At 46.1% G+C, this 19,096-nt stretch carries 15 protein-coding genes; 5 read left to right on the plus strand and 10 right to left on the minus strand.

The features are described from left to right. Window positions 1–38: 38 nt before the first annotated feature. The 3 genes from EP13_RS00905 to EP13_RS00915 all read right to left on the minus strand — a co-directional run bounded on the left by EP13_RS00905 (window position 39) and on the right by EP13_RS00915 (window position 2,937). Window positions 39–785, minus strand: a complete 747-nt coding sequence (locus EP13_RS00905) for a glutaredoxin family protein (RefSeq protein ID WP_044055543.1) — start codon at window positions 783–785, stop codon at window positions 39–41. A gap of 137 nt (window positions 786–922) precedes the next feature. Beyond that, window positions 923–1,450: a DUF6436 domain-containing protein gene (locus EP13_RS00910; RefSeq protein WP_044055544.1), complete on the minus strand. Its 528-nt coding sequence runs from the start codon at window positions 1,448–1,450 to the stop codon at window positions 923–925. 5 nt (window positions 1,451–1,455) lie between these two features. Then, the gene (locus EP13_RS00915) at window positions 1,456–2,937 is read right to left on the minus strand and encodes a methyl-accepting chemotaxis protein (protein ID WP_044055545.1); all 1,482 of its coding nucleotides are present in this window, start codon (window positions 2,935–2,937) and stop codon (window positions 1,456–1,458) included. A 427-nt stretch (window positions 2,938–3,364) separates the two neighbouring features. On the opposite strand from EP13_RS00915, the gene EP13_RS00920 reads away from it, so the two are divergent. Beyond that, window positions 3,365–4,246: an ATP-grasp domain-containing protein gene (locus EP13_RS00920; protein WP_044058644.1), complete on the plus strand. Its 882-nt coding sequence runs from the start codon at window positions 3,365–3,367 to the stop codon at window positions 4,244–4,246. A gap of 69 nt (window positions 4,247–4,315) precedes the next feature. On the opposite strand, the gene EP13_RS00925 is transcribed toward EP13_RS00920, so the two are convergent. From EP13_RS00925 to EP13_RS00940, 4 genes are all read right to left on the minus strand, one after another. After that, complete coding sequence (locus EP13_RS00925) at window positions 4,316–5,674, minus strand: DUF3300 domain-containing protein (RefSeq protein WP_052364228.1); 1,359 nt, start codon at window positions 5,672–5,674, stop codon at window positions 4,316–4,318. A gap of 169 nt (window positions 5,675–5,843) precedes the next feature. Then, window positions 5,844–6,458 (minus strand): GTP cyclohydrolase II, encoded by a 615-nt coding sequence (gene ribA, locus EP13_RS00930; RefSeq protein WP_044055546.1) that lies wholly within the window; start codon window positions 6,456–6,458, stop codon window positions 5,844–5,846. Between the two features lie 154 nt (window positions 6,459–6,612). Then, entirely contained in the window at window positions 6,613–9,399 is a 2,787-nt protein-coding gene (locus EP13_RS00935) for an EAL domain-containing protein (RefSeq protein WP_231497903.1), read from the minus strand. 159 nt (window positions 9,400–9,558) lie between these two features. Next, window positions 9,559–9,879: a hypothetical protein gene (locus tag EP13_RS00940; protein WP_044055549.1), complete on the minus strand. Its 321-nt coding sequence runs from the start codon at window positions 9,877–9,879 to the stop codon at window positions 9,559–9,561. Window positions 9,880–10,030: 151 nt separating this feature from the next. On the opposite strand from EP13_RS00940, the gene EP13_RS00945 reads away from it, so the two are divergent. Next, entirely contained in the window at window positions 10,031–10,699 is a 669-nt protein-coding gene (locus EP13_RS00945; RefSeq protein WP_044055550.1) for a glutathione S-transferase, read from the plus strand. A 31-nt stretch (window positions 10,700–10,730) separates the two neighbouring features. Here EP13_RS00945 and recQ read toward each other — a convergent pair whose 3' ends face one another. After that, on the minus strand, window positions 10,731–12,569 hold the full coding sequence (gene recQ / locus EP13_RS00950; RefSeq protein ID WP_044055551.1) for a DNA helicase RecQ: 1,839 nt from the start codon (window positions 12,567–12,569) through the stop codon (window positions 10,731–10,733). Between the two features lie 164 nt (window positions 12,570–12,733). Here recQ and EP13_RS00955 point away from each other — a divergent pair, with 164 nt between their 5' ends. Genes EP13_RS00955 through rarD form a run of 3 tightly spaced genes read left to right on the plus strand, consistent with a single transcriptional unit; the run spans window position 12,734 to window position 15,565 of the window. Beyond that, the gene (locus tag EP13_RS00955; protein WP_044055552.1) at window positions 12,734–13,213 is read left to right on the plus strand and encodes a thioesterase family protein; all 480 of its coding nucleotides are present in this window, start codon (window positions 12,734–12,736) and stop codon (window positions 13,211–13,213) included. Window positions 13,214–13,239: 26 nt separating this feature from the next. Beyond that, window positions 13,240–14,577 (plus strand): magnesium transporter, encoded by a 1,338-nt coding sequence (locus tag EP13_RS00960; RefSeq protein ID WP_044055553.1) that lies wholly within the window; start codon window positions 13,240–13,242, stop codon window positions 14,575–14,577. Between the two features lie 19 nt (window positions 14,578–14,596). After that, window positions 14,597–15,565 carry an EamA family transporter RarD gene (gene rarD / locus EP13_RS00965; protein WP_052364229.1) on the plus strand — a complete coding sequence of 323 codons (969 nt, stop codon included), beginning with the start codon at window positions 14,597–14,599 and terminating at the stop codon, window positions 15,563–15,565. On the opposite strand, the gene EP13_RS00970 is transcribed toward rarD, so the two are convergent. Together EP13_RS00970 and uvrD are read right to left on the minus strand one after the other, a co-directional pair. Continuing rightward, window positions 15,554–16,810 carry a GGDEF domain-containing response regulator gene (locus EP13_RS00970; RefSeq protein ID WP_044055556.1) on the minus strand — a complete coding sequence of 419 codons (1,257 nt, stop codon included), beginning with the start codon at window positions 16,808–16,810 and terminating at the stop codon, window positions 15,554–15,556. The two genes, rarD and EP13_RS00970, sit on opposite strands and share 12 nt — an antisense overlap. A gap of 37 nt (window positions 16,811–16,847) precedes the next feature. Next, window positions 16,848–19,019 (minus strand): DNA helicase II, encoded by a 2,172-nt coding sequence (uvrD, locus tag EP13_RS00975; protein WP_044055557.1) that lies wholly within the window; start codon window positions 19,017–19,019, stop codon window positions 16,848–16,850. Between the last annotated feature and the right edge of the window lie 77 nt (window positions 19,020–19,096).

Here is a 19,096-nt window from a genome sequence, read left to right on the forward strand (position 1 = left end):
CTAGTTAACCGAAGGGGTAAACGCGCAAAAACAGGGGGTTATGAAAACAGCATCCATAAGCCAGCACCTAGCATGCCGAGGTTTTCCGTCAACGAAATAAACCCGAGAGGCACATCGCTATTGCCTCCTACACAGGCGCATTTTAGTTCCCGTTTATCTATGTATACGGCTTTAATAACCGACACGGCACCAATCGCGCCGATAAAAATAGAGAAAGGGGCAAAGAGCATGGCGGGGATACCTGCAATCATGGCTAAACCTGCATAGGCTTCCACAAAGGGGTAAACATACGCATACCTTGGCTTTTTCATGCCTAATAGGTCATAAGTAATGAACTGCCGTGAAAACGCCACCACATCTTGAATTTTTTGCAGTGACAGCAGCACCATAGCTACGCCGATAAAGGTCATTATTGTACCTTCAAGGGTAAATATCTCACCGTCCTTAAATACGGTGGCGCGTAGCAGAAAAGCTAAGGTGGCCAGCGCCGCCAGTGCAAAAGTGGCAATCACGGGCGTGTAGCGAGAGCCAAAGTCTTCCTCGGGGGTTTTGTTAAAATGACGCCTTAGCTCATCATACCCTCCGACTCTTTGCCCATCGATAAAGGTTTGTGGCGTGGTGTCTACGCCATGCTTCTGCTTGAAAGCATCGGTTTCCTCTCGGGTACTTAGGTGCCTGTCATCGACTTTGAATCCTTCACGCTTGAGCAAGTCTTTCGACTTGAGTCCAAACGGACAAATGTGACCCGGTGTTACCATTCGATATAAGGTGGCTTCTTTATGCATTGGCTCCTCCATGTACAAATTTCATGCAAAGTTAGGGGGTGCGGTAAGCTTTATAGGGTAAAGCCGCGCAACGGCTATGAACCGTGAATGACATAAAACATTACATATAGCATGCCAAAACGAGAGAAAGGCCTAACTTAGGCGTGGCAGAAGCAGCCTTGGCCGTCGGCGTTGATAATGGCACCAGGGTATGCGGGCGTCTTGGTGTACTGTAAAACCTCTTCCACCACGTTTTTACCAGTAAAGCATCCATACCCTGTGGCGTAGGGGCCGAGGTAGCGAAGCTGGTATTCATCATCAATGACGATGAGTGCCGGTGTGGCAGTCATCACAGACTTAAGCTCTGGGACTTGTTCTAATGACAGTTCAACAGAACGATAGCCATCAGTTTCTAATTCAGCCAACAGTGCCTGCTGATGGGGCTGAGCGAGCGTGTCGCAATAGCAGGCCTTTGAAGTACTTACATGAATAATAGAGGCGGAAGGAATGCCGTTTTGCTGTAAAGCGCGCGCAATATCAGTGTCAAAACTAGCCTCGGTAGAGGCGTGCAAAAGCACGCCTTGCGGGTCAAACTCCGATAGCTGCTTTTGACTATAAAACAGCAATCCCGCCAGTATGCATGCGGCCCAAGCGAACAGCAAAAGCCAGCTTGTGCGCTTCGCCATCTTACTTAGAACTTAAAGCGAGCAATGGCATTTCGCATTTTCTGCGAAATGTCAGTTAAGGTTGTTACCTCCGCTGACAAGGATTCAGCGGTAGCCAGTTCCTGAGAGGTGAACTCGCTCAACCTTGCTGTGCTTTGTGCAATAGACGCCGACGCGGTTTCTTGTTCAACGGCGGAGGTCGCAATTTCTGTCATGCTTTCACTGGCATTTTGAATTTGCTGCATAATAAGGGTCATTGCTTCGGTGGCGGTATTCGATGACAACACGGCTTCATCTACCAGCGTAATACAGGTTTGCATCTGATCAACCGAGTTTGCCGTTTGGTTAACGAGCTGTTCGGTAATGGTGGTAATTTGGTCGGCACTTTCTTTCGAGCGAATTGCCAGCGTACGTACTTCGTCAGCAACCACCGCAAACCCACGACCATGTTCGCCAGCGCGGGCAGACTCAATGGCCGCATTCAAAGCTAGCAAGTTTGTTTGCTCTGCCACTGCGGTTATGGCACGCATTGCTTCTGATATATGACTGCACTGCTCGTTTAATGCTTCATTTGTTTTTGCCGCACTGTTTAACGTATTACGCAGAGAATCTATGGTCTGACTGGTACTAGAAATAGAGTCACGGGTGGTTTGCGAAGAGGCTTGAGCATCATGGGCTTTGTCACTGGCAAGGGTTGTTTGCTCAGTGGATAATTGCATAGTTTGCGCAATTTCTTCGGTAGATGCAGACACCATGGCGAGCTCTTGATCTGTATTTTGGGTGATTTCAAACATATCGCTAGCCGCTTTTTCCATTTTGCCGCAACCACGCACCACATCATCGGTTAACGATGACGCTAGTTCAACTAAGTCTTTAACCTGGCCAATAAGCTCTGCGAAAGGTCGTGTAACAGGGTTTGAAGCATCAACGTTTACACTTAAATCCAGTCGCCCCGCTTCTTTTTGCATATCTTCAATCGCTAAGCGAAGTTGCGCCGCACCAGCACCTTCTTGGTGGGCTTGTTTGGCCATATACATAAGTACACCGCCTTCCGCGAGGGCAAACGCAGCGTGCATTAATAGGATTGAGAATGTCACATGACCTTCTTCAAATATCACTAACGGCGCGCCCTGGGTTTGCAAAATAAAGAAAGAAATGTGGTGAACCGCAACCACTGCCGTCCCCATTGCAATCACCGTCCAATCTCTGAAGTAAGAAAGAAATGCCAAAATAACAAAAATTTCAAAGTGGACTTCTATTAAGCCGAAACTTTGGTGAATATGTAACGCCGTGAGTAATTGCGTACCAATGGCCATGGCGTGGCGACTGATAGCAGTATGGGGCTGCGAGAAGCTAAGCAGCAGAGGAATAGCAGCAATCGGAATACCAAAGAGGAATGCAGGCAGTAGTTCGCCAGTGATAAACCCAATAACCAATGATATCAGCCATTGAATGACAATGACGGCGCGAAAGATCTTATGACCTTCGGCAATCCAAGGGTACTGCATATGACTCTCCAAAGAATGTACGCTTTTTATAAGTGTAGGCAACAAATGCTGTGTGTGCTAATAACGAAAATAGTACGGTGAGTGAGGAGTTTAGACCACAAAACTTTAGTCTAAGACTTAAATATAATTCACTCGCAATTTAGCCGTAAAACCATTATGGGCAGTGATTCTAGAGCATAGCGACTAGCCTGTATGTCGCGGAAATAACCTGGGCAATTACCCCATATAAAACCTTACTCAGCCCTGGGGGCCAAGCGTCCCCCACATTCATTCCCTAAACATCGGTTAAAAACCACAAAGGCAGCAAGAGTGATGGTGTGTTAAAGCACACCCTAAGTGATACCATAGCCTCATGAAAAAGCAGTCATACATCGTACGCAGACTATCTACTACAGACCCGTCGCTTTCGTTAAAAGGGCCTAAAGCAGTGGCAAAAATTGTTTTTCTATCTACCGATAATTTAGAAGGTTTTTTCGTTTACGATACCTTACTCATCCCCTTCTTTGAGCAGGCAGGGTGGCAGGTAGCCACGTTGTCTTGGCACAATAAAGACATCAACTGGAGCGATTATGATTATGTCATCGTGCGCAGTACTTGGGACTATCAGCAGTATCCGTCTGAGTTTACCGCCTGTCTGGAGAGTATCGATAAATCGAAAGCAAAATTGCTGAACCCATTAACCTTGATAAAGTGGAATATTGAAAAAAGCTACCTTTTAGATTTAGAAGATAGAGGGGTGAGTACTGTACCGACGTTTTGGCAGTCCCACTTTTCAGTAGACACCTTGGTACAGCAATTTGACGTTTTTGCCACCGACACCCTAATTGTCAAACCCATATTAAGCGCCAATGCCGACGATACTTACAAGGTGAGCCGAGATAATATTACCCAATTTATACCGACTTTATCTCGCTGTTTTGCTGAGCGGAAACACATGATTCAGCCATTTCTTCCCTCCATTGTAGAAGAAGGTGAGTATTCACTGTTTTATTTTGCTGGGGCGTTTAGCCACAGCATACGAAAAGTACCCAAGTCGGGTGATTTTCGTGTACAAGAAGAACATGGTGGGGCACTGCATCTTATTGAACCTGATCAGACGATGTTAGACGCAGCTCTTCGAGCCCTTGACGCCATGCCGGAACAGGCGTTGTATGCACGTGTAGATCTGGTGCGCTGTAAAGGTGAGTGGGCGTTGATGGAGCTTGAGCTGATAGAGCCGTCGCTGTACTTTAATTTATCCCCTTCATCGCCTCAGAAATTTGTGGACGCATTTTTAGCGATGCATCAGCAAGACGCTTTAAATCCGTAGGCGATCACGCAATTCATAAAAAAGCGCCCCACATTCGAGTGAGGCACTTTTTTTGGCGGGGTACGAGGCTTATTTTAGGCCGCGACTATGAGATTTATCACTGTACCGACTAACGTTTCGAGAAGCTGGTGAGCTATGCTTAGCCTGTCTTTGTGGACTTACAGAATGTCGGTTATTGCTACTATTATGACTTCTTTTTAGCGATGGCTCATGGCGTGTCGAGGACGACTTATTGCTATTAGTCGCCGGCTTGTGTGACTGACGGCTAAGCTTTTGTTGCACATTTGCATAGCGTTGGTTTCCTCTTACCCCCTTGTCTTGAACACGTTTTTCACGGTACTGGTTATTACCAGATTTGTTCTCGCGTACCGTGTTTTTATGGGATTTATTTCCTCGTGTTGTGTCTATCGTGCCCTGATTGTTGCGTACTGTCCTATTACGATTTCGATTGTCCGATAACTTATTTTTGAGTTCACTGTGACGTACCAGGGTATGTCTATTAGGGGTACCTGTTTTAATTTGATGCTTGTTGCCGGGTTTATTTACCATGATGGTTTGCTTGTGCTGGTAACGTTTTGGCGCCGTATGTGTCACCCGCTGTGAATAGCGCGCACGGCGGTGGTCAACATTATGGTTCCAACGTTGGTAGCCTTTACTGTAAACCCGCTTTACAGGTGTATGGCGGTAATAGCGTGTCACCGGACCACGATGCACAACAAGATGGCGGTTATGCCAGTGAATGCCACCAAAATAGAATAAGGTGGAAAGGTGTACGCGAGGCGACCAATAAATTCTCGCACTTTGGTGCACACTCACACCAAAGTGCCAGTGATAAGGTGCAATACTGTGATTCCAGTGACCAAAGACATGTGTGGGGTTGTAATAGGGCACATAGATGGTCTCTCGATGCCGCGGAGCGATATAAATGATGCTACTTTCTTGCGCAACATCAAGGTAATCATTGGTGCGTAAATTGCCAGAGTTATAGGCATGTTGTCGCAAAACCTGAATGCGGTCTAATACCCTGTCTTCATTCACTAACATGTTGTCACCAACTTGCTCCATCCAGTCGATATCTTCTGCCATGGTATGCAAAATATCGGTAAAAGGCGCAATGGCTTTTACACTGGGATCCCAGCTGATAGGGGTGATGACCTGCTCAACTTGTTGCGCAGTAAGGTGCGTGTTACTTTGCCGCCAGCGGTCGGCGGCAATCACATCAAGGGGATACGTGGTAGCAATAAGAATATGCGTTAACAGTGCATCAGGGTATAGCGCAATAGGCGCCAATAGGCTATCTAGTTGTGCATCTGAATAGTCGGCAACCTCTACTTGGGTTTGACTTTGGCTGGAGGCAGACGCAAAGGTAGGCACTAGAACTGCACCACTACCCAGTAGCAAGAGTATTGATAAGGTGACGTTTTTCATACATTCTCCTCACTCTAACCAAGCTGCTTGTGATTAAGCATAGTGGTAGAGATATAAAAGTATGTATACGTTATAAACCTTGGGATATTAACCTAAGCTGAACCAAACTGAACAGGGCTCAGTTTGGTTAAACGAATAGGCAGCGAAAGATAGTTAAGCGAGTAATAGCTTACTTAAATGCGTGGGGGTCGAAGGCGTGCCCTAGCTTTTCAGTTTTTGTTTTGATATAGCCTTTGTTGTCTTCGGTGATGCCATGGTCAATGGGCTTACGTGCGACAACATCAATACCTAACCCTTTAAGAGCAGCCAATTTTTTGGGGTTATTGGTCATCAGTTCAACGCGACTTACTTTCAAGGTGTCGAGCATCACTTTACAAATATCGTAGCTGCGTAAGTCAGCATCAAAGCCCAAATGTTCGTTGGCTTCAACGGTATCCATGCCGCTATCTTGTAGATTATAGGCGCGAATTTTATTCAGTAAGCCAATTCCACGACCTTCTTGGCGCAAATATAAAAGCACGCCACAACCATTATCAACAATATTTTGCATGGCTTTCTCAAGCTGAAAACCACAGTCGCAGCGGGTGCTAAAAAGCGAGTCGCCAGTTAGGCATTCAGAATGAATACGAATAGGCACCACGTCGTTGTCTTTCCAGTCGCCGTAAGATAAAGCCACATGCTCCTGCCCACTGGCTTCAACGAAACCATGGATCTTGAAATTGCCCATGCGGGTAGGCAATTTAGCGGAACTGACATATTCGTATTTTGGCTGTTTGCTGCTCATGTTACTTCTACACCCATCTTCATAAGCGTTATTTGGGGGTGCTTTTTTCCTTTACAAGGGCTAAAGACACACACCTCCCATTAAATTTTGGAGAGGCATGTTACATTATATCAATTTAATTGGGTAGCCTAAGGCGCTTTCAATATAGTCTAGTTTATAACGGGGTAAATGTATTGAGAGGTTTAGGGGCAGACACACTGAAGCCTTGCGCGAAATCAATGCCTATTCTTCCAAGCTGCGCCATGGTGGCTTCAGACTCTACAAACTCCGCCACCGTCGTCATGCCCATGGCTTTCGCCACTTCTTTAATTGACGCGACCATGGCCACATCGACAGGATCGTTGAGCATATCCTTTATAAAGGCACCGTCAATTTTAACAATATCCACCGGCAGGCTTTTTAAGTAGTTATATGAAGAGAAGCCACTACCAAAGTCATCAAGGGCGAACGAACACCCCAACTCTTTAAAAGACTGCATGAAACGCAAGGTGTCTTCCATTTTGATAATTGCAACAGATTCGATGACTTCAAAGCAAATTTTGTCATAGGGAATGGCATATTTGTCGAAAGCATTTAAAACAAATAACTTGAAGTCTCTGTCGGCAAGAGAGTGACAATTTAAATTAATGCTGCAGCGTTTTAAGTTAGCTAGATGTTCAGGGTTTGCATGCAAGTACTCAAAGGTATTAGAGATAACCCACTTATCAATCTTTACGTTCATTTCAAACCGCTCTGCGGTAGGGAGAAACGCATTCGGTTCAATGACTGTGCCATCGCGGTCTTTTAAACGCAGTAATACTTCATAGTAAAAGCCGTCGTTTGCGCTGGTTAATGGACGCATAAGTTGGTAGTACAATAAGAAACGGTCTTCATCATGGGCGTGGTTAATGGTGGTAACCCAATCTAATTCTTTTTGGTAGCGCTGCATGCTTTTATCGTTTTTATGATAAAGATGTATTTGGTTGCGACCTTGTTCCTTTGCAAAATAGCAGGCGGCGTCTGCCATGCTTAAATATTGCTCACCGGTGGTGTCTGAATTATCGCAGACAACCATGCCAATACTTACCCCAAGATGAAATATGCGCTTGTCCCACATAAATCGGAATTCTTGCGCGACGTTTAATAAACTCTCTGCTATTTCATGGGCTTGTTCAGGTGATGCCTTCTCAATAATAACGCCAAACTCATCTCCCCCTAAGCGAGCAAGCATCGCGCTTTCCGGTAAGGCTTTTTCTAGCAGTTGGGCAATATCTTTAATTAATGTGTCACCTGCTTTGTGACCGCAGGTGTCATTCACCACCTTAAAGCGGTCTAAATCGAGGTAAAGAATGGCTATCTCGTCAGCGCTTTTGGCCGCTAATTTGGCTTTCAGCGTATTTTCAAATTGACGTCGATTAAATACACCGGTTAATGAGTCGTGAGTAGCCAGATACTGCAAGCTTAAATCAGACTGTTTTTTCTCGGTGACATCAATAATAGAGCCATAGAGAAAATTGCCTTCTTCAGCGGCGCGTATTTGGCAAGAAATGGAAAACCAAAATTCGCTGCCATCGGCCTTAACCCCTTTAATTTCACGCCCCATGACAATACCACTTTCTAGCAATTCGCCTACCAGCACATCTCGGTCTTCAGTATTGGCGTAAAACTGCTTGGTATTTTTTATGGTTTCTAGCATTTGCGTTTCGTCTTCAAAACCAAAGAGGGCGCACATGGCGGGGTTAACGGTTTTGATGTCACCTTCTAACGTTGAGGTATACAAGCCTTCTGCAGAATTGCGAAACAAATCGTAAAAACGATTTAAACTTGTAATGGTGGCTTCTCGCTCTAACAGCTTTTGAACATTAAAGCTGCGCTCTTTTAGCTCTACGCTAAACCCTAAACAGAGCAAGCCGATAGACAATAACGCAAGAATAAAAAAGACCAAGGGAGTGGTATAAATGAGCGTTCCCAGCAGGGTTTTTACAAATATGGCGTACAACACAGTAAAGAACAGCCACGCCATGCAAAAAATATAGCTAAGCGCTTGATTTCGCCTGTCCTTGAAGATCATCGCCAAAAGCACATGATACACCCCAATTAAGGGGCACATTGCCATCAATATTAGTGAGGCGTTATAGGGGTTGCTGACCAGCGCCCAAATGGTCATTGCTAGGGGGAGTGAAAACGAGACAATGCGCAAAAAGAAGGGGACTCGCACAAATAAGTTGTGGGTTACCTTCGCCAAGTTTAGGAATGTTGCGCCCAGTAAAATAGCGAATAGCGGTTCGCTGGCGTTGGTGAGCGCAGGCCAAGTAGCCAACCCTCCTTGCGCCACAAAAAAGAGCGCGAACAAAATGGCGTTATTCGTGGCTAACCAAAACCGCGCGGGTGTTCGCTGAAACAAATAAGAGAGTAAAAAATACCCCACCATAATGCCTAAAATGCCCAGTAATACACCGAGCATTACCATCATGTTTCTATCGTATTGCTGCAAGCTTTGCTTATGCCAAAGGGAAATAGGAAATTGCCTAAGCCCTTCATCTTTTACACCAATTAATAGCCTAGAGTGTTCTTGCGCGTTAAGTGAAAACGCCAACCTAATCGCAGGCAGGGGCTTATTCAGTGAATAGTCCCCTTTTCCAGCTTGATAACGATAGGACTTAATAATACGCGCATTATCGTCTAGCAAGTATATCTGTAAGTCATCAATATTTAGCCTGTCTATATTCAACACCAGTGGCACAGTGCTAAACCCGGTATTGCGTAATTCAGCAGATAACCACAAGCGGCTATTTTCAAGGGTTAACGGCAGGGTGGTAGAAAGCGCTTGGGTAGAATGAAGCACATCAAGATACGAGGCTGATTGGTGTGCCACAAAGGAGGTGCTGCTATGATTAATAACAGCAATATCGAAGCGCTCGTCGATATGAAGTTCACTGGCATGAACACGCCAAGCAGCCACACTTATTACCAAAAGAGATAATAAGAGAAACACGTTGAAAAATGCCAAAATTCCTTTTTTTATGAATGGCATAACAGCGTTCGAGGCTCCAAATAATATTAATTGCATATCGCTATACTAGCTTAACTTTAGCCCATTGTAGAAAAAACTTCTGTACCACTAGGCGTTTTCTGTTTTTAACCTATCTATGAGGTAACGATGCAGTTGCTGTGGGCTTTGACTTGCTCCTAAAGGCTCAAGCCAAATAGCTTCGCACAGCCACTCGATACACAGCAGGCAGCTGACTACTTCGTTAGACAGTGCTATTTGATACCTGTCGGCGCCCCAATCTGGCTCACCTAGGTTTAGCGCAAAACGCGCACCAAACTGTGCCACCCATTGTTGAGTTTTAAGGGGTGTTTGTGGCAAGGGCAGTGCGAGGGTTACGCCGTGTTCTGTTAATTGAATGGCGTGGGTAAGGTTGGCTGCATGTGGCGGCATGAATGTGAAACCTCGTCGGAGCTAGGGGGTAATGGGTCATTGTGAGTAAATTACATGGTAAATTTGTCGTGAAGTAAACTACCCCAAGCGAATTTGTGTATATAGTAGAAGGCGGAATAATAACACCTACAAAAACAGCTTAGGGAGAGGTATGCTCACTTTACATCATTTAAATAATTCGCGCTCACAACGTATATTATGGCTACTGGAAGAACTTGGGGTAAGTTACCAGCTTGAACATTATCAACGAGACAGCACAACCAATTTGGCTCCAGACTCGCTTAGAGCGGTGCATCCCCTTGGCCGTTCACCTGTGCTAAGTACGCCCGACGGCGCCATTGCCGAATCGGGTGCCATTGTTGAGTACCTCGTACGTCATTATGCGTCAGAGAGCTTTTGTTCACCGACTGAAGGCGAGGCACTGCAGCAGTATCTGTTCTGGTTGCATTTTGCCGAAGGCTCATTAATGCCGCCACTGGTGGCCAATCTGGTGTTGGAAAAAGCCAGGCAAAAAGGCGCAAAACCGTTTTTCATTAAACCAATTACGAACAAGCTGGTGGATGGAATTTTAAATGCCTATTACGGGCCAAATTTGGCACAAAGCTTACGCTATGTAGAGTCGTATCTTGCCAGTCACACATGGTTTGCTGGCGACGAGCCCACGGGGGCAGATGTGCAAATGATATTTCCGCTTGAATCACTCGTGGCCAGTGGAAAGGCAAAAGATTTCGCCGCCATACAAGGTTATGTGAAGCGAGTTCATGCCCGTCCCGCTTACCAACAAGCCTTAGCAAAAGGCGGTGAATACGCCTACGCCTAGTTTTCGGCGCGCTTGTTGCAATTCTCTCGCACTAGGCTTCGCGATTAACGTAGTCGCCAATAAGCTGCATAAAGGCGTCGCCATAGCGGGTGAGTTTAGTTTGCCCAACACCACTGACATCTAGCATGGTGTCTTTGGTGGTGGGAAGCTTAGAGGCCATGTCCACTAACGTGGCATCACTAAACACCACGTAAGGGGGGACTTCATTTTCTTCCGCCAGTACTTTGCGCAAATGCTTGAGCCTCATAAAGAGGGTGCGATCATAATTACTCGGCGCTTGTTTGGCTTTTTTATCAGGCTTGAATTCTAACCTTGGCGTAGCAAGCTGAATGGCAATTTCGCCCTTCAAGACAGGCCGAGCTGCTTCGGTTAACCGTAGTGCCGCGTTGGCGGTAATATCCACCCGGATAAGGCCTTTGTGAATAAGTTGATTAATGATGTTATGCCAATAACTGTCGGACTTGTCTTTGCCTATACCATACGTGGAGAGCTGATGATGTCCCGCCTCTTGCAGACGTTTAAGCTGCTTTCCTCGCAATACATCAATAACATACTGAGTAGCCGCTTGCTGTTGTAAGCGCAGTACACAGGACAACACTTTTTGACTTATCACAGTGCCATCTATCATTTTAGGTGGGTCAAGACAGATATCGCAGTTGCCACAGGCGCTATCACTGAATTGTGAAAAATAGTTCAGCAGTACTTGGCGGCGGCAAGTTTGTGCTTCAGAAAAGGCTTCCATGGCAGCAAATTTTTGCAACTCAATTTGGTTTCTGTCTTCCAGTTCACCTTGGCTTATCCACTGCTTGACCCGCGCAGCGTCTTTCTCATCAAATAAGAGTAAGGCTTCCGATTCGAGGCCGTCACGCCCCGCGCGACCGGTTTCTTGATAATAGCTTTCTATACTTCGGGGAACATCATGATGCACGACGTAGCGCACGTTGGATTTGTTGATGCCCATGCCAAAGGCAACAGTTGCCACCACAATATCAATTTTGTCGGTAAGGAATTGACGCTGAACAAACTCTCGTTCATCGGTATCTAGCCCAGCATGATAGGCAGCGCACCGGAAGCCCTGACGAAATAGCTTTGCATGTAAATCGTCAACTTTCGCCCGGCTATTACAGTAGATAATTCCACTGCCATCTTGTTGTTTTACATAAGCAACGACTTGCTCGAACGCCTTATATTTCGACATGACGCGATAGCGAATATTGGGCCTGTCAAAGCTGCCCTTGTACACCAAAGGCGCGTCTAACTGAAGTTGGGTTAGAATATCTTGTTGTGTGGCTGCATCAGCAGTGGCTGTTAAGCCAATAACAGGAATATCTTTAAACCGTGACTTTATCTGCCCAAGCGCGCGATAGTCTTGTCTGAAATCGTGCCCCCAGTGCGACACACAATGCGCTTCATCTATCGCAAACAGAGAAATATCAGCGTGTTTTAAGGTTTGCTGGAAACCAAACTGAAGTAAGCGCTCTGGCGATACGTAGAGCAAATCTAATTTGCCGTTAATGAGTTTATCTGCAATGTCCGATTGGGTGTCGGTCGGTAGCGTTGAATTTAGGTATGCGGCGCTTACCCCAAGCGCGAGTAGTTGTTCCACCTGATCTTGCATTAATGAAATTAACGGTGACACCACGATGGTAGTGCCCTGCATCACTAACGCTGGAATTTGGTAACACAACGACTTACCACCGCCAGTGGGTAGCAATACTAAGGCATCCCCCCCGTTACAAACGTGGTGGATAACATCACCCTGTCCCTCGCGAAAAGCGTCATAACCAAACACGTCTTTTAGCACGGTTTCAGGCGTAGCGGCGGGAGGTAACGGTGAGTCTTGTGTGGTGTTGGGGATTGCAGTTGTCATAGCGGGGGATTTTACGCCTTTTTCATCCAATCTTCACGGGAGAAACGTAAAAACTGGACTAAAATTCAGGATTAAAATATTCAAGTATCAATAGATAAAACAATTGGCTTGTGTGTATTGGGCTAATCTCGCTTGAGAGACGACATTAAGAAGAGGCGATTTATATGTCTGAGACACACACCCAATTAAACCCTTTGCGAGAGAAAATGATTACGCATGTAATCAGTTTGTTCCGTGATACAATGCCATTTAACCAGTTGTTGGGTTTAGACTTTATCCCACGAGGTCAGGGCGTAGAGTTACATCTAGCATGGCGTGAAGCATTAACTGGAAACCCCTTGCAAAAAATTCTTCACGGCGGTGTGACAGCAAGTTTATTAGATACCGTAGGCGGCATTACTGCCATTATTGAAACTATTCATCAAACGCAAGATAGCGAGCTACTCAGCTTGCAAAAGCGGCTCGCAACAATGGGTACGGTAGATATGCGCGTGGACTACTTACGACCCGGAAGAGGCACGCATTTTATTGCCACGGCGGCGGTTATTCGAAAAGGGAGTAAATTAGCCGTGTGCAGAATGGAGCTACACAACGAAGCGGGTGATCATATCGCATTTGGTACGGGCACTTATATGTTGGGGTAGTCATCTAAATTTTTTGGAGGTGCAGTGTGGCAGAACCCTTGCCAGATTTGATTGAAGAATTTGTCACCGACAGCATGGGCGACGACCCAGCGGTTATTTTAACTGCACTAAGTAGCCAAGACACGGTTTATATTGCCTCACTTCTAGAGTCATTGCCGGTTGAGCGACGCCTCATTATTTGGGAAGGCGTGCCACGGGATAAAAAGCTTTCCGTGCTGGTGGAGATGCGTAGTGACCCCCGAGAAATTCTGATTGATGCCACGGCGCATCACGAATGGGCCTCTATTTTCTCCGACATTGACGCCGAAGACTTGCTTGAGCTTCTCGACTCATTACCCACAAAGCTGGTGGATTTAGCCTACCAAACGCTAGATAGCCAAGAAAGAAAGTACTTTCGCGAAGCTACTCAGTTCCCTGATTCGCAAGTGGGTCACTGGGTAAACCACGAACTACTGGTATTGCCAGCGAATGCAAAAGTGCGAGAGGGGTTAAGGCTTTTGCGTCGTGAATTGCCGCAACACTGTGACAGCATCTATTTGGTCAATCGCTCGGGCCAGTTTTCTGCGTTGGTCAAAGTGAACAAGCTGTTTGCAGCACAAGAACATACTTCACTCGTTCAGTTAGCAGAAGAAAGCGCTGCAATATTAGATGCTACAGAAGAGGTTTCTACCGCGTCTTTGCAAGTACAGCGCTCCGGTTTGTCTGCCCTTCCTGTTGTGGATGAGAACAGCAAGCTTATAGGGCGCTTGGATATTACCTCTGCCAGTGAATTGATTAATGAGTTTTATGAGCGCCAAGTGATGGCCTCGGCAGGTATGGATGAAGATGAAGATTTATTCTCGCCGGTGGCAAAAAGTGCTCGTAATCGTGCGCTTTGGTTGGGTATTAATTTGCTAACAGCATTTTTAGCTTCTTGGTTTATCGGCCTTTTCGAAGCCACGCTGCAACAGGTTGTGGCGTTAGCGGTGTTGATGCCAGTGGTGGCCAGCATGGGTGGTATTGCAGGTAGCCAAACCCTTACGCTGATTGTGCGAGGGCTGGCCTTAGGGCAAGTTACCAGTGCCAATATGCGCGCGCTCATGGTGAAAGAGTTAAAAGTGGGTGGAGTAAACGGCGTTATTTGGGCCCTTGTTATTGGGGTGGTGGCGTATTTTTGGTTTACCGATGTCTTGCTTGGTGTTGTGATTTGTCTAGCCATTTTATTCAATATAGTGGCGGCGGCACTGGCGGGGGTATTTGTGCCTGTGATTTTGGATAAGCTGAAAATAGACCCCGCCTTGTCAGGTTCAGTTATATTAACCACAGTCACAGACATCGTTGGCTTCGTGGCATTTCTCGGCTTAGGCTCACTCTTTTTACTGTAAGTGTCTTATTGCTGCCTTTATGGTGTCTTCGTTTTATTACTCGCTGGAGTTAGGCTTGTCTCAATCTGTTACTGCTACCTCTGCCGCTAAAGTCGGTGTTTTGTGTGCCATTGCTGCGTATTCTATGTGGGGTGTGGCGCCCTTGTATTTTAAACAGCTAGCGATGATCCCTGCGGCTGAAATATTGATGCACAGGGTAATTTGGTCGGCGTTACTGTTGTTCGTTTTAATTTTTGGATTAAAGCAATGGCCAAAGGTCTTTGCGGCCGTTAAAAATCGCAAAGTCATGCAGGTATTATTTGTAGCAGGCTTATTATTAGGGGCAAATTGGTTGCTGTTTATCTGGGCTATTAATAACGACCACATCCTGGATGCCAGCTTAGGTTACTACATTAATCCCTTATTAAATGTGTTCTTGGGCCGCGTATTTTTAGGAGAACGCCTTAGGCGCTATCAAAAGCTGGCAGTAGGGCTTGCGGTTATTGGCGTTGCAGTACTGGTATTTTCCTATGGGTATTTGCCTTGGATTGCACTTGTGCTGGCGTTCAGTTTTAGTATTTATGGCTTATTACGAAAAAAGGTAGCGGTAGATTCATTACCCGGTTTGTTTATTGAAACGTTAATGCTCTCGCCTTTTGCCCTCATTTATTGGGTTATGTTTGGCTCTGCATACAGTGACTTATTGAGTAATAGCATGTCATTAAATGTATTACTGCTAGCCGCGGGTGTGGTTACCACGGCGCCCCTATTATGCTTTACGGCCGCGGCGCGCCGTATCATGTATTCAACACTGGGCTTTTTTCAATACATAGGACCTACGCTTATGTTTGTTCTAGCGGTAAGCTTGTATGAGGAACCTTTGGAAGAGTCGAGGCTAGTGACATTCGGCTTTGTCTGGTTGGCGTTAGCGGTGTTCAGTGTGGACTCTTTGATGGCTTATTCTCAGCAAAGAAAGGCCAGAAAATCCCTAGAAAGGTCAACCGGCTAACGGTGTGGTGTTATAGCTTATTTGATTTCTGCCGTTATTTTTCGCGCAATACAGTTGTCTGTCGGCGGCACTAAGAAGCTCTTCAATACTTTGTGTGGTGTGATCAGCAATACCGATGCTACAGGTAACATTAACCGTAGCGTCGGTAACCAAAATGGCCTGCTTTTCTAATGTAACGCGAAAAGCATCGAGTTGATCTTTGGCGTAACGACCATCATGGTAAGGGAAGTACACACAAAATTCTTCGCCGCCAAAGCGCGCCACGATGTGTTCGCTAAAGGCATCTTCTAATAGCCGCCCCACTGTCTTTAATACACTGTCTCCTGCATCATGACCATAAGTGTCGTTGATACGCTTAAAGTGATCTAAGTCGATAAGCGCAAGGGCGTGACTATTAGACAATGTTTGATGTTTGACGGTGACTGTGTAAAAAAAGTGCCGCCTGTTCGGTAGCCCAGTGAGGTAATCTGTGTTCGCCGCCCGTCGAATGGCTTCTACGCTTTCAATGTATTCCACATTTTGCATCACACGACACAAAAACTCTTCATGACAAAAAGGCAGACGTAAAAAATCGTTCGCGCCACTTTTTATAAAATGCGCCGACATGAGCATTCCCTGTCCTCCGGCAATCCCCATAATTGCCAGTTGCTCTTTTGAAAACGCCTTGCGTAGGCTGGAAACAAAATACGTGCCCGACATATCGGGTAATTGATTATCTGTAATCACAAGACGAATATGTTGATGTTGCGACAACAAGCGCATGGCGTCATGGGCAGTGAGGCAATCATATACCACAAAGTTATGACGAATAAGTAGTGAGATCATGTGCTTACGTTGCACACGATGGGTGCTGACAACGATCACGCCGGTAGATTTGTTTTTTTCTAACCGTGCCAGCAAACGGTTAAGATAGTCGTAGTTTTGCGCATTTTCTTTGGGAATGTAGTCTACGACATCTCTGGACAGCACCTTGTCGCGGGTACAGGTGTCGAGGTTTTCAGTGGTCACGATAGTCGGAATGTAAGCTTCAATGGTGAAATCTATGGCTTCACCTTGCTTGGCATCGGGCAGCACATAAGCCACAACAGCGCACAAAAATTGCTCTGGCACCCTATTGGCAAAGCGTACTTTCGCTTCGGTTAGTGAACTTGCACCCACCGGAATGAGGCCAGCCTTGCGAACAAGTTTTGAAACAATGTCTACGTTGGTGTGATTATTCTCTATCACCAGCACATGTTGCTGCATATCACTCTACTTAATCGTAGGCTGCCTTGCCAAAGGGTTACGCTTGCTCCAACTTAGCGTATGCTAGCACCAACCATTTGGTACCAAATTCATCAAAATTTACTTGTACGCGTGCGTGCTCGCCGCTGCCTTCGTAATTTAATACAATACCTTCGCCAAACTTCCTATGCACAACTCGCTGACCCAGTTGAAACCCGGTATCTTCAAAGGAGGCATGTGATGTTGCTTGGCTAAATCGATTGTGAACGGGCCGCGAAATAGTGGTGCGTAAGCGAACTTCTTCTACACAGTCTGCAGGTATTTCCTTAATAAAGCGAGACGCCGTATGATATTTATCTTGGCCATACAAGCGGCGACTTTCTGCATAGGTAATATATAACTTTTGCATAGCCCGTGTCATGCCCACATAACAGAGGCGACGCTCTTCTTCCATTCTGCCGGGTTCGTCGTTGGTCATTTGGCTGGGAAACATCCCTTCTTCTACACCGGCCATGAAAACAAGAGGAAACTCTAAGCCCTTTGCAGTATGTATCGTCATCATTTGGACTGCGTCTTGATCTTTATCGGCTTGTTGTTCGCCGGCTTCAAGTGACGCGTGGGCGAGAAAGGCGGAAAGGGGCGTCATTTCTTCCGCTTCTTCGGGCACAATAAACTGCTTACACGCCGTGACTAATTCTTCTAAGTTTTCTAATCTGGCTTGCGCTTTTTCGCCTCGCTCTGCTTGGTACATGGCATACAAGCCAGATTGACGTATAGCAACATCAGCTTGCTCTTCGAGAGGCGCTTCAGTGGTGGCCTGTTCTAGCTCGCTTATTAAGAGCGCAAAGCTTTGCATGGCATTTAACGCCCGCCCTTTTAACGCTTTTTCATTGATCAGCAATTGGCTGGCTTGCCACATAGAGCAGTTGTGCGCACGAGCCGTTTCTCGCACTTGCGACAAGGTTTTTTCGCCAATACCACGACTTGGTGTATTCACAACACGCTCGAAGGCCGCGTCATCATGCGGGTGGTTGATCATACGTAAATAACCAAGCGCGTCTTTAATTTCTTGGCGTTCGAAGAATCGTAATCCCCCATAAATACGGTAAGCGATGCCTTCGTGCAAGAGGGCTTCTTCGAGTACCCGCGACTGGGCGTTGTTACGGTATAAAATAGCGGTATCTTTTAATGCATTGCCTTGATGTAGCCAGTCTTTAATTTTAGAGACAATAAAGCGCGCTTCATCTAATTCATTAAAGCCGGCGTATACCGAGATAAGCTCGCCTTGACCGTCTTCAGTCCAAAGCTCTTTGCCCAACCGGCCGGTATTGTTATCAATGACTGTGTTAGCCGCTTTTAAGATATTGCCGGTGGAGCGGTAATTTTGCTCAAGACGAACCGTGGTTGGGTTGTCGAAATCTTTAAGGAAATGCTGAATATTGTCTACGTTAGCACCACGCCAGCCATAGATAGACTGGTCATCATCCCCCACAATCATAATATTGTTGGTGTCGCCGCTGCACAACATGCGAAGCCATGCATATTGAATGTTATTGGTATCTTGAAATTCGTCTACCAATACTGCACGAAAACGGCGCTGATAGTGGGCTAATACGTCTGGGTTCTTGGCCCAGAGCTCGTGCGCTCTTAATAATAATTCGGCAAAGTCGACAAGGCCTGAGCGGTCACAAGCATCTTGATATGCGGCGTATATTTCGCGCATCTTCTTTTGAATGTGATCGCCATGGGTTTCAATATGTTGCGGACGTAAACCTTCGTCTTTATTGCCGTTGATGTACCATTGCACTTGGCGAGGCGCCCAGTGTTTTTCGTCTAAATTCATGGCTTTTAAAATACGTTTAATAAGCCGATATTGATCGTCAGAATCAAGAATCTGGAAGTTTTCCGGCAAGCCTGCTTCTGCGTGGTGGGCACGAAGCAGCCGGTGGGCAAGGCCATGGAATGTGCCAATCCACATGTTGTGTAAGCTTCTACCCATTAACGATTCAATACGACCACGCATTTCTCTGGCCGCTTTATTGGTGAAGGTTACGGCTAATATGGAGAAGGGCGTGATGTTTTCGACTTCCATTAACCACGCTATACGATGCACCAAAACACGGGTTTTACCACTACCGGCGCCTGCCAGTACAAGGGCATTTGATAAGGGCGCAGCTACCGCTTCACGTTGTTTGTCGTTGAGCTCGTCAAGCAGTCTGGATACATCCATAGTGTGATTTACCTAATTCGTTGCAATGAATAACCGCGGTATTATGCCAGCTGACTGTTAATTTATACAGTCCAGTT

Origin of the sequence: Alteromonas australica (assembly GCF_000730385.1) — a bacterium.
GTDB lineage: Bacteria > Pseudomonadota > Gammaproteobacteria > Enterobacterales > Alteromonadaceae > Alteromonas > Alteromonas australica.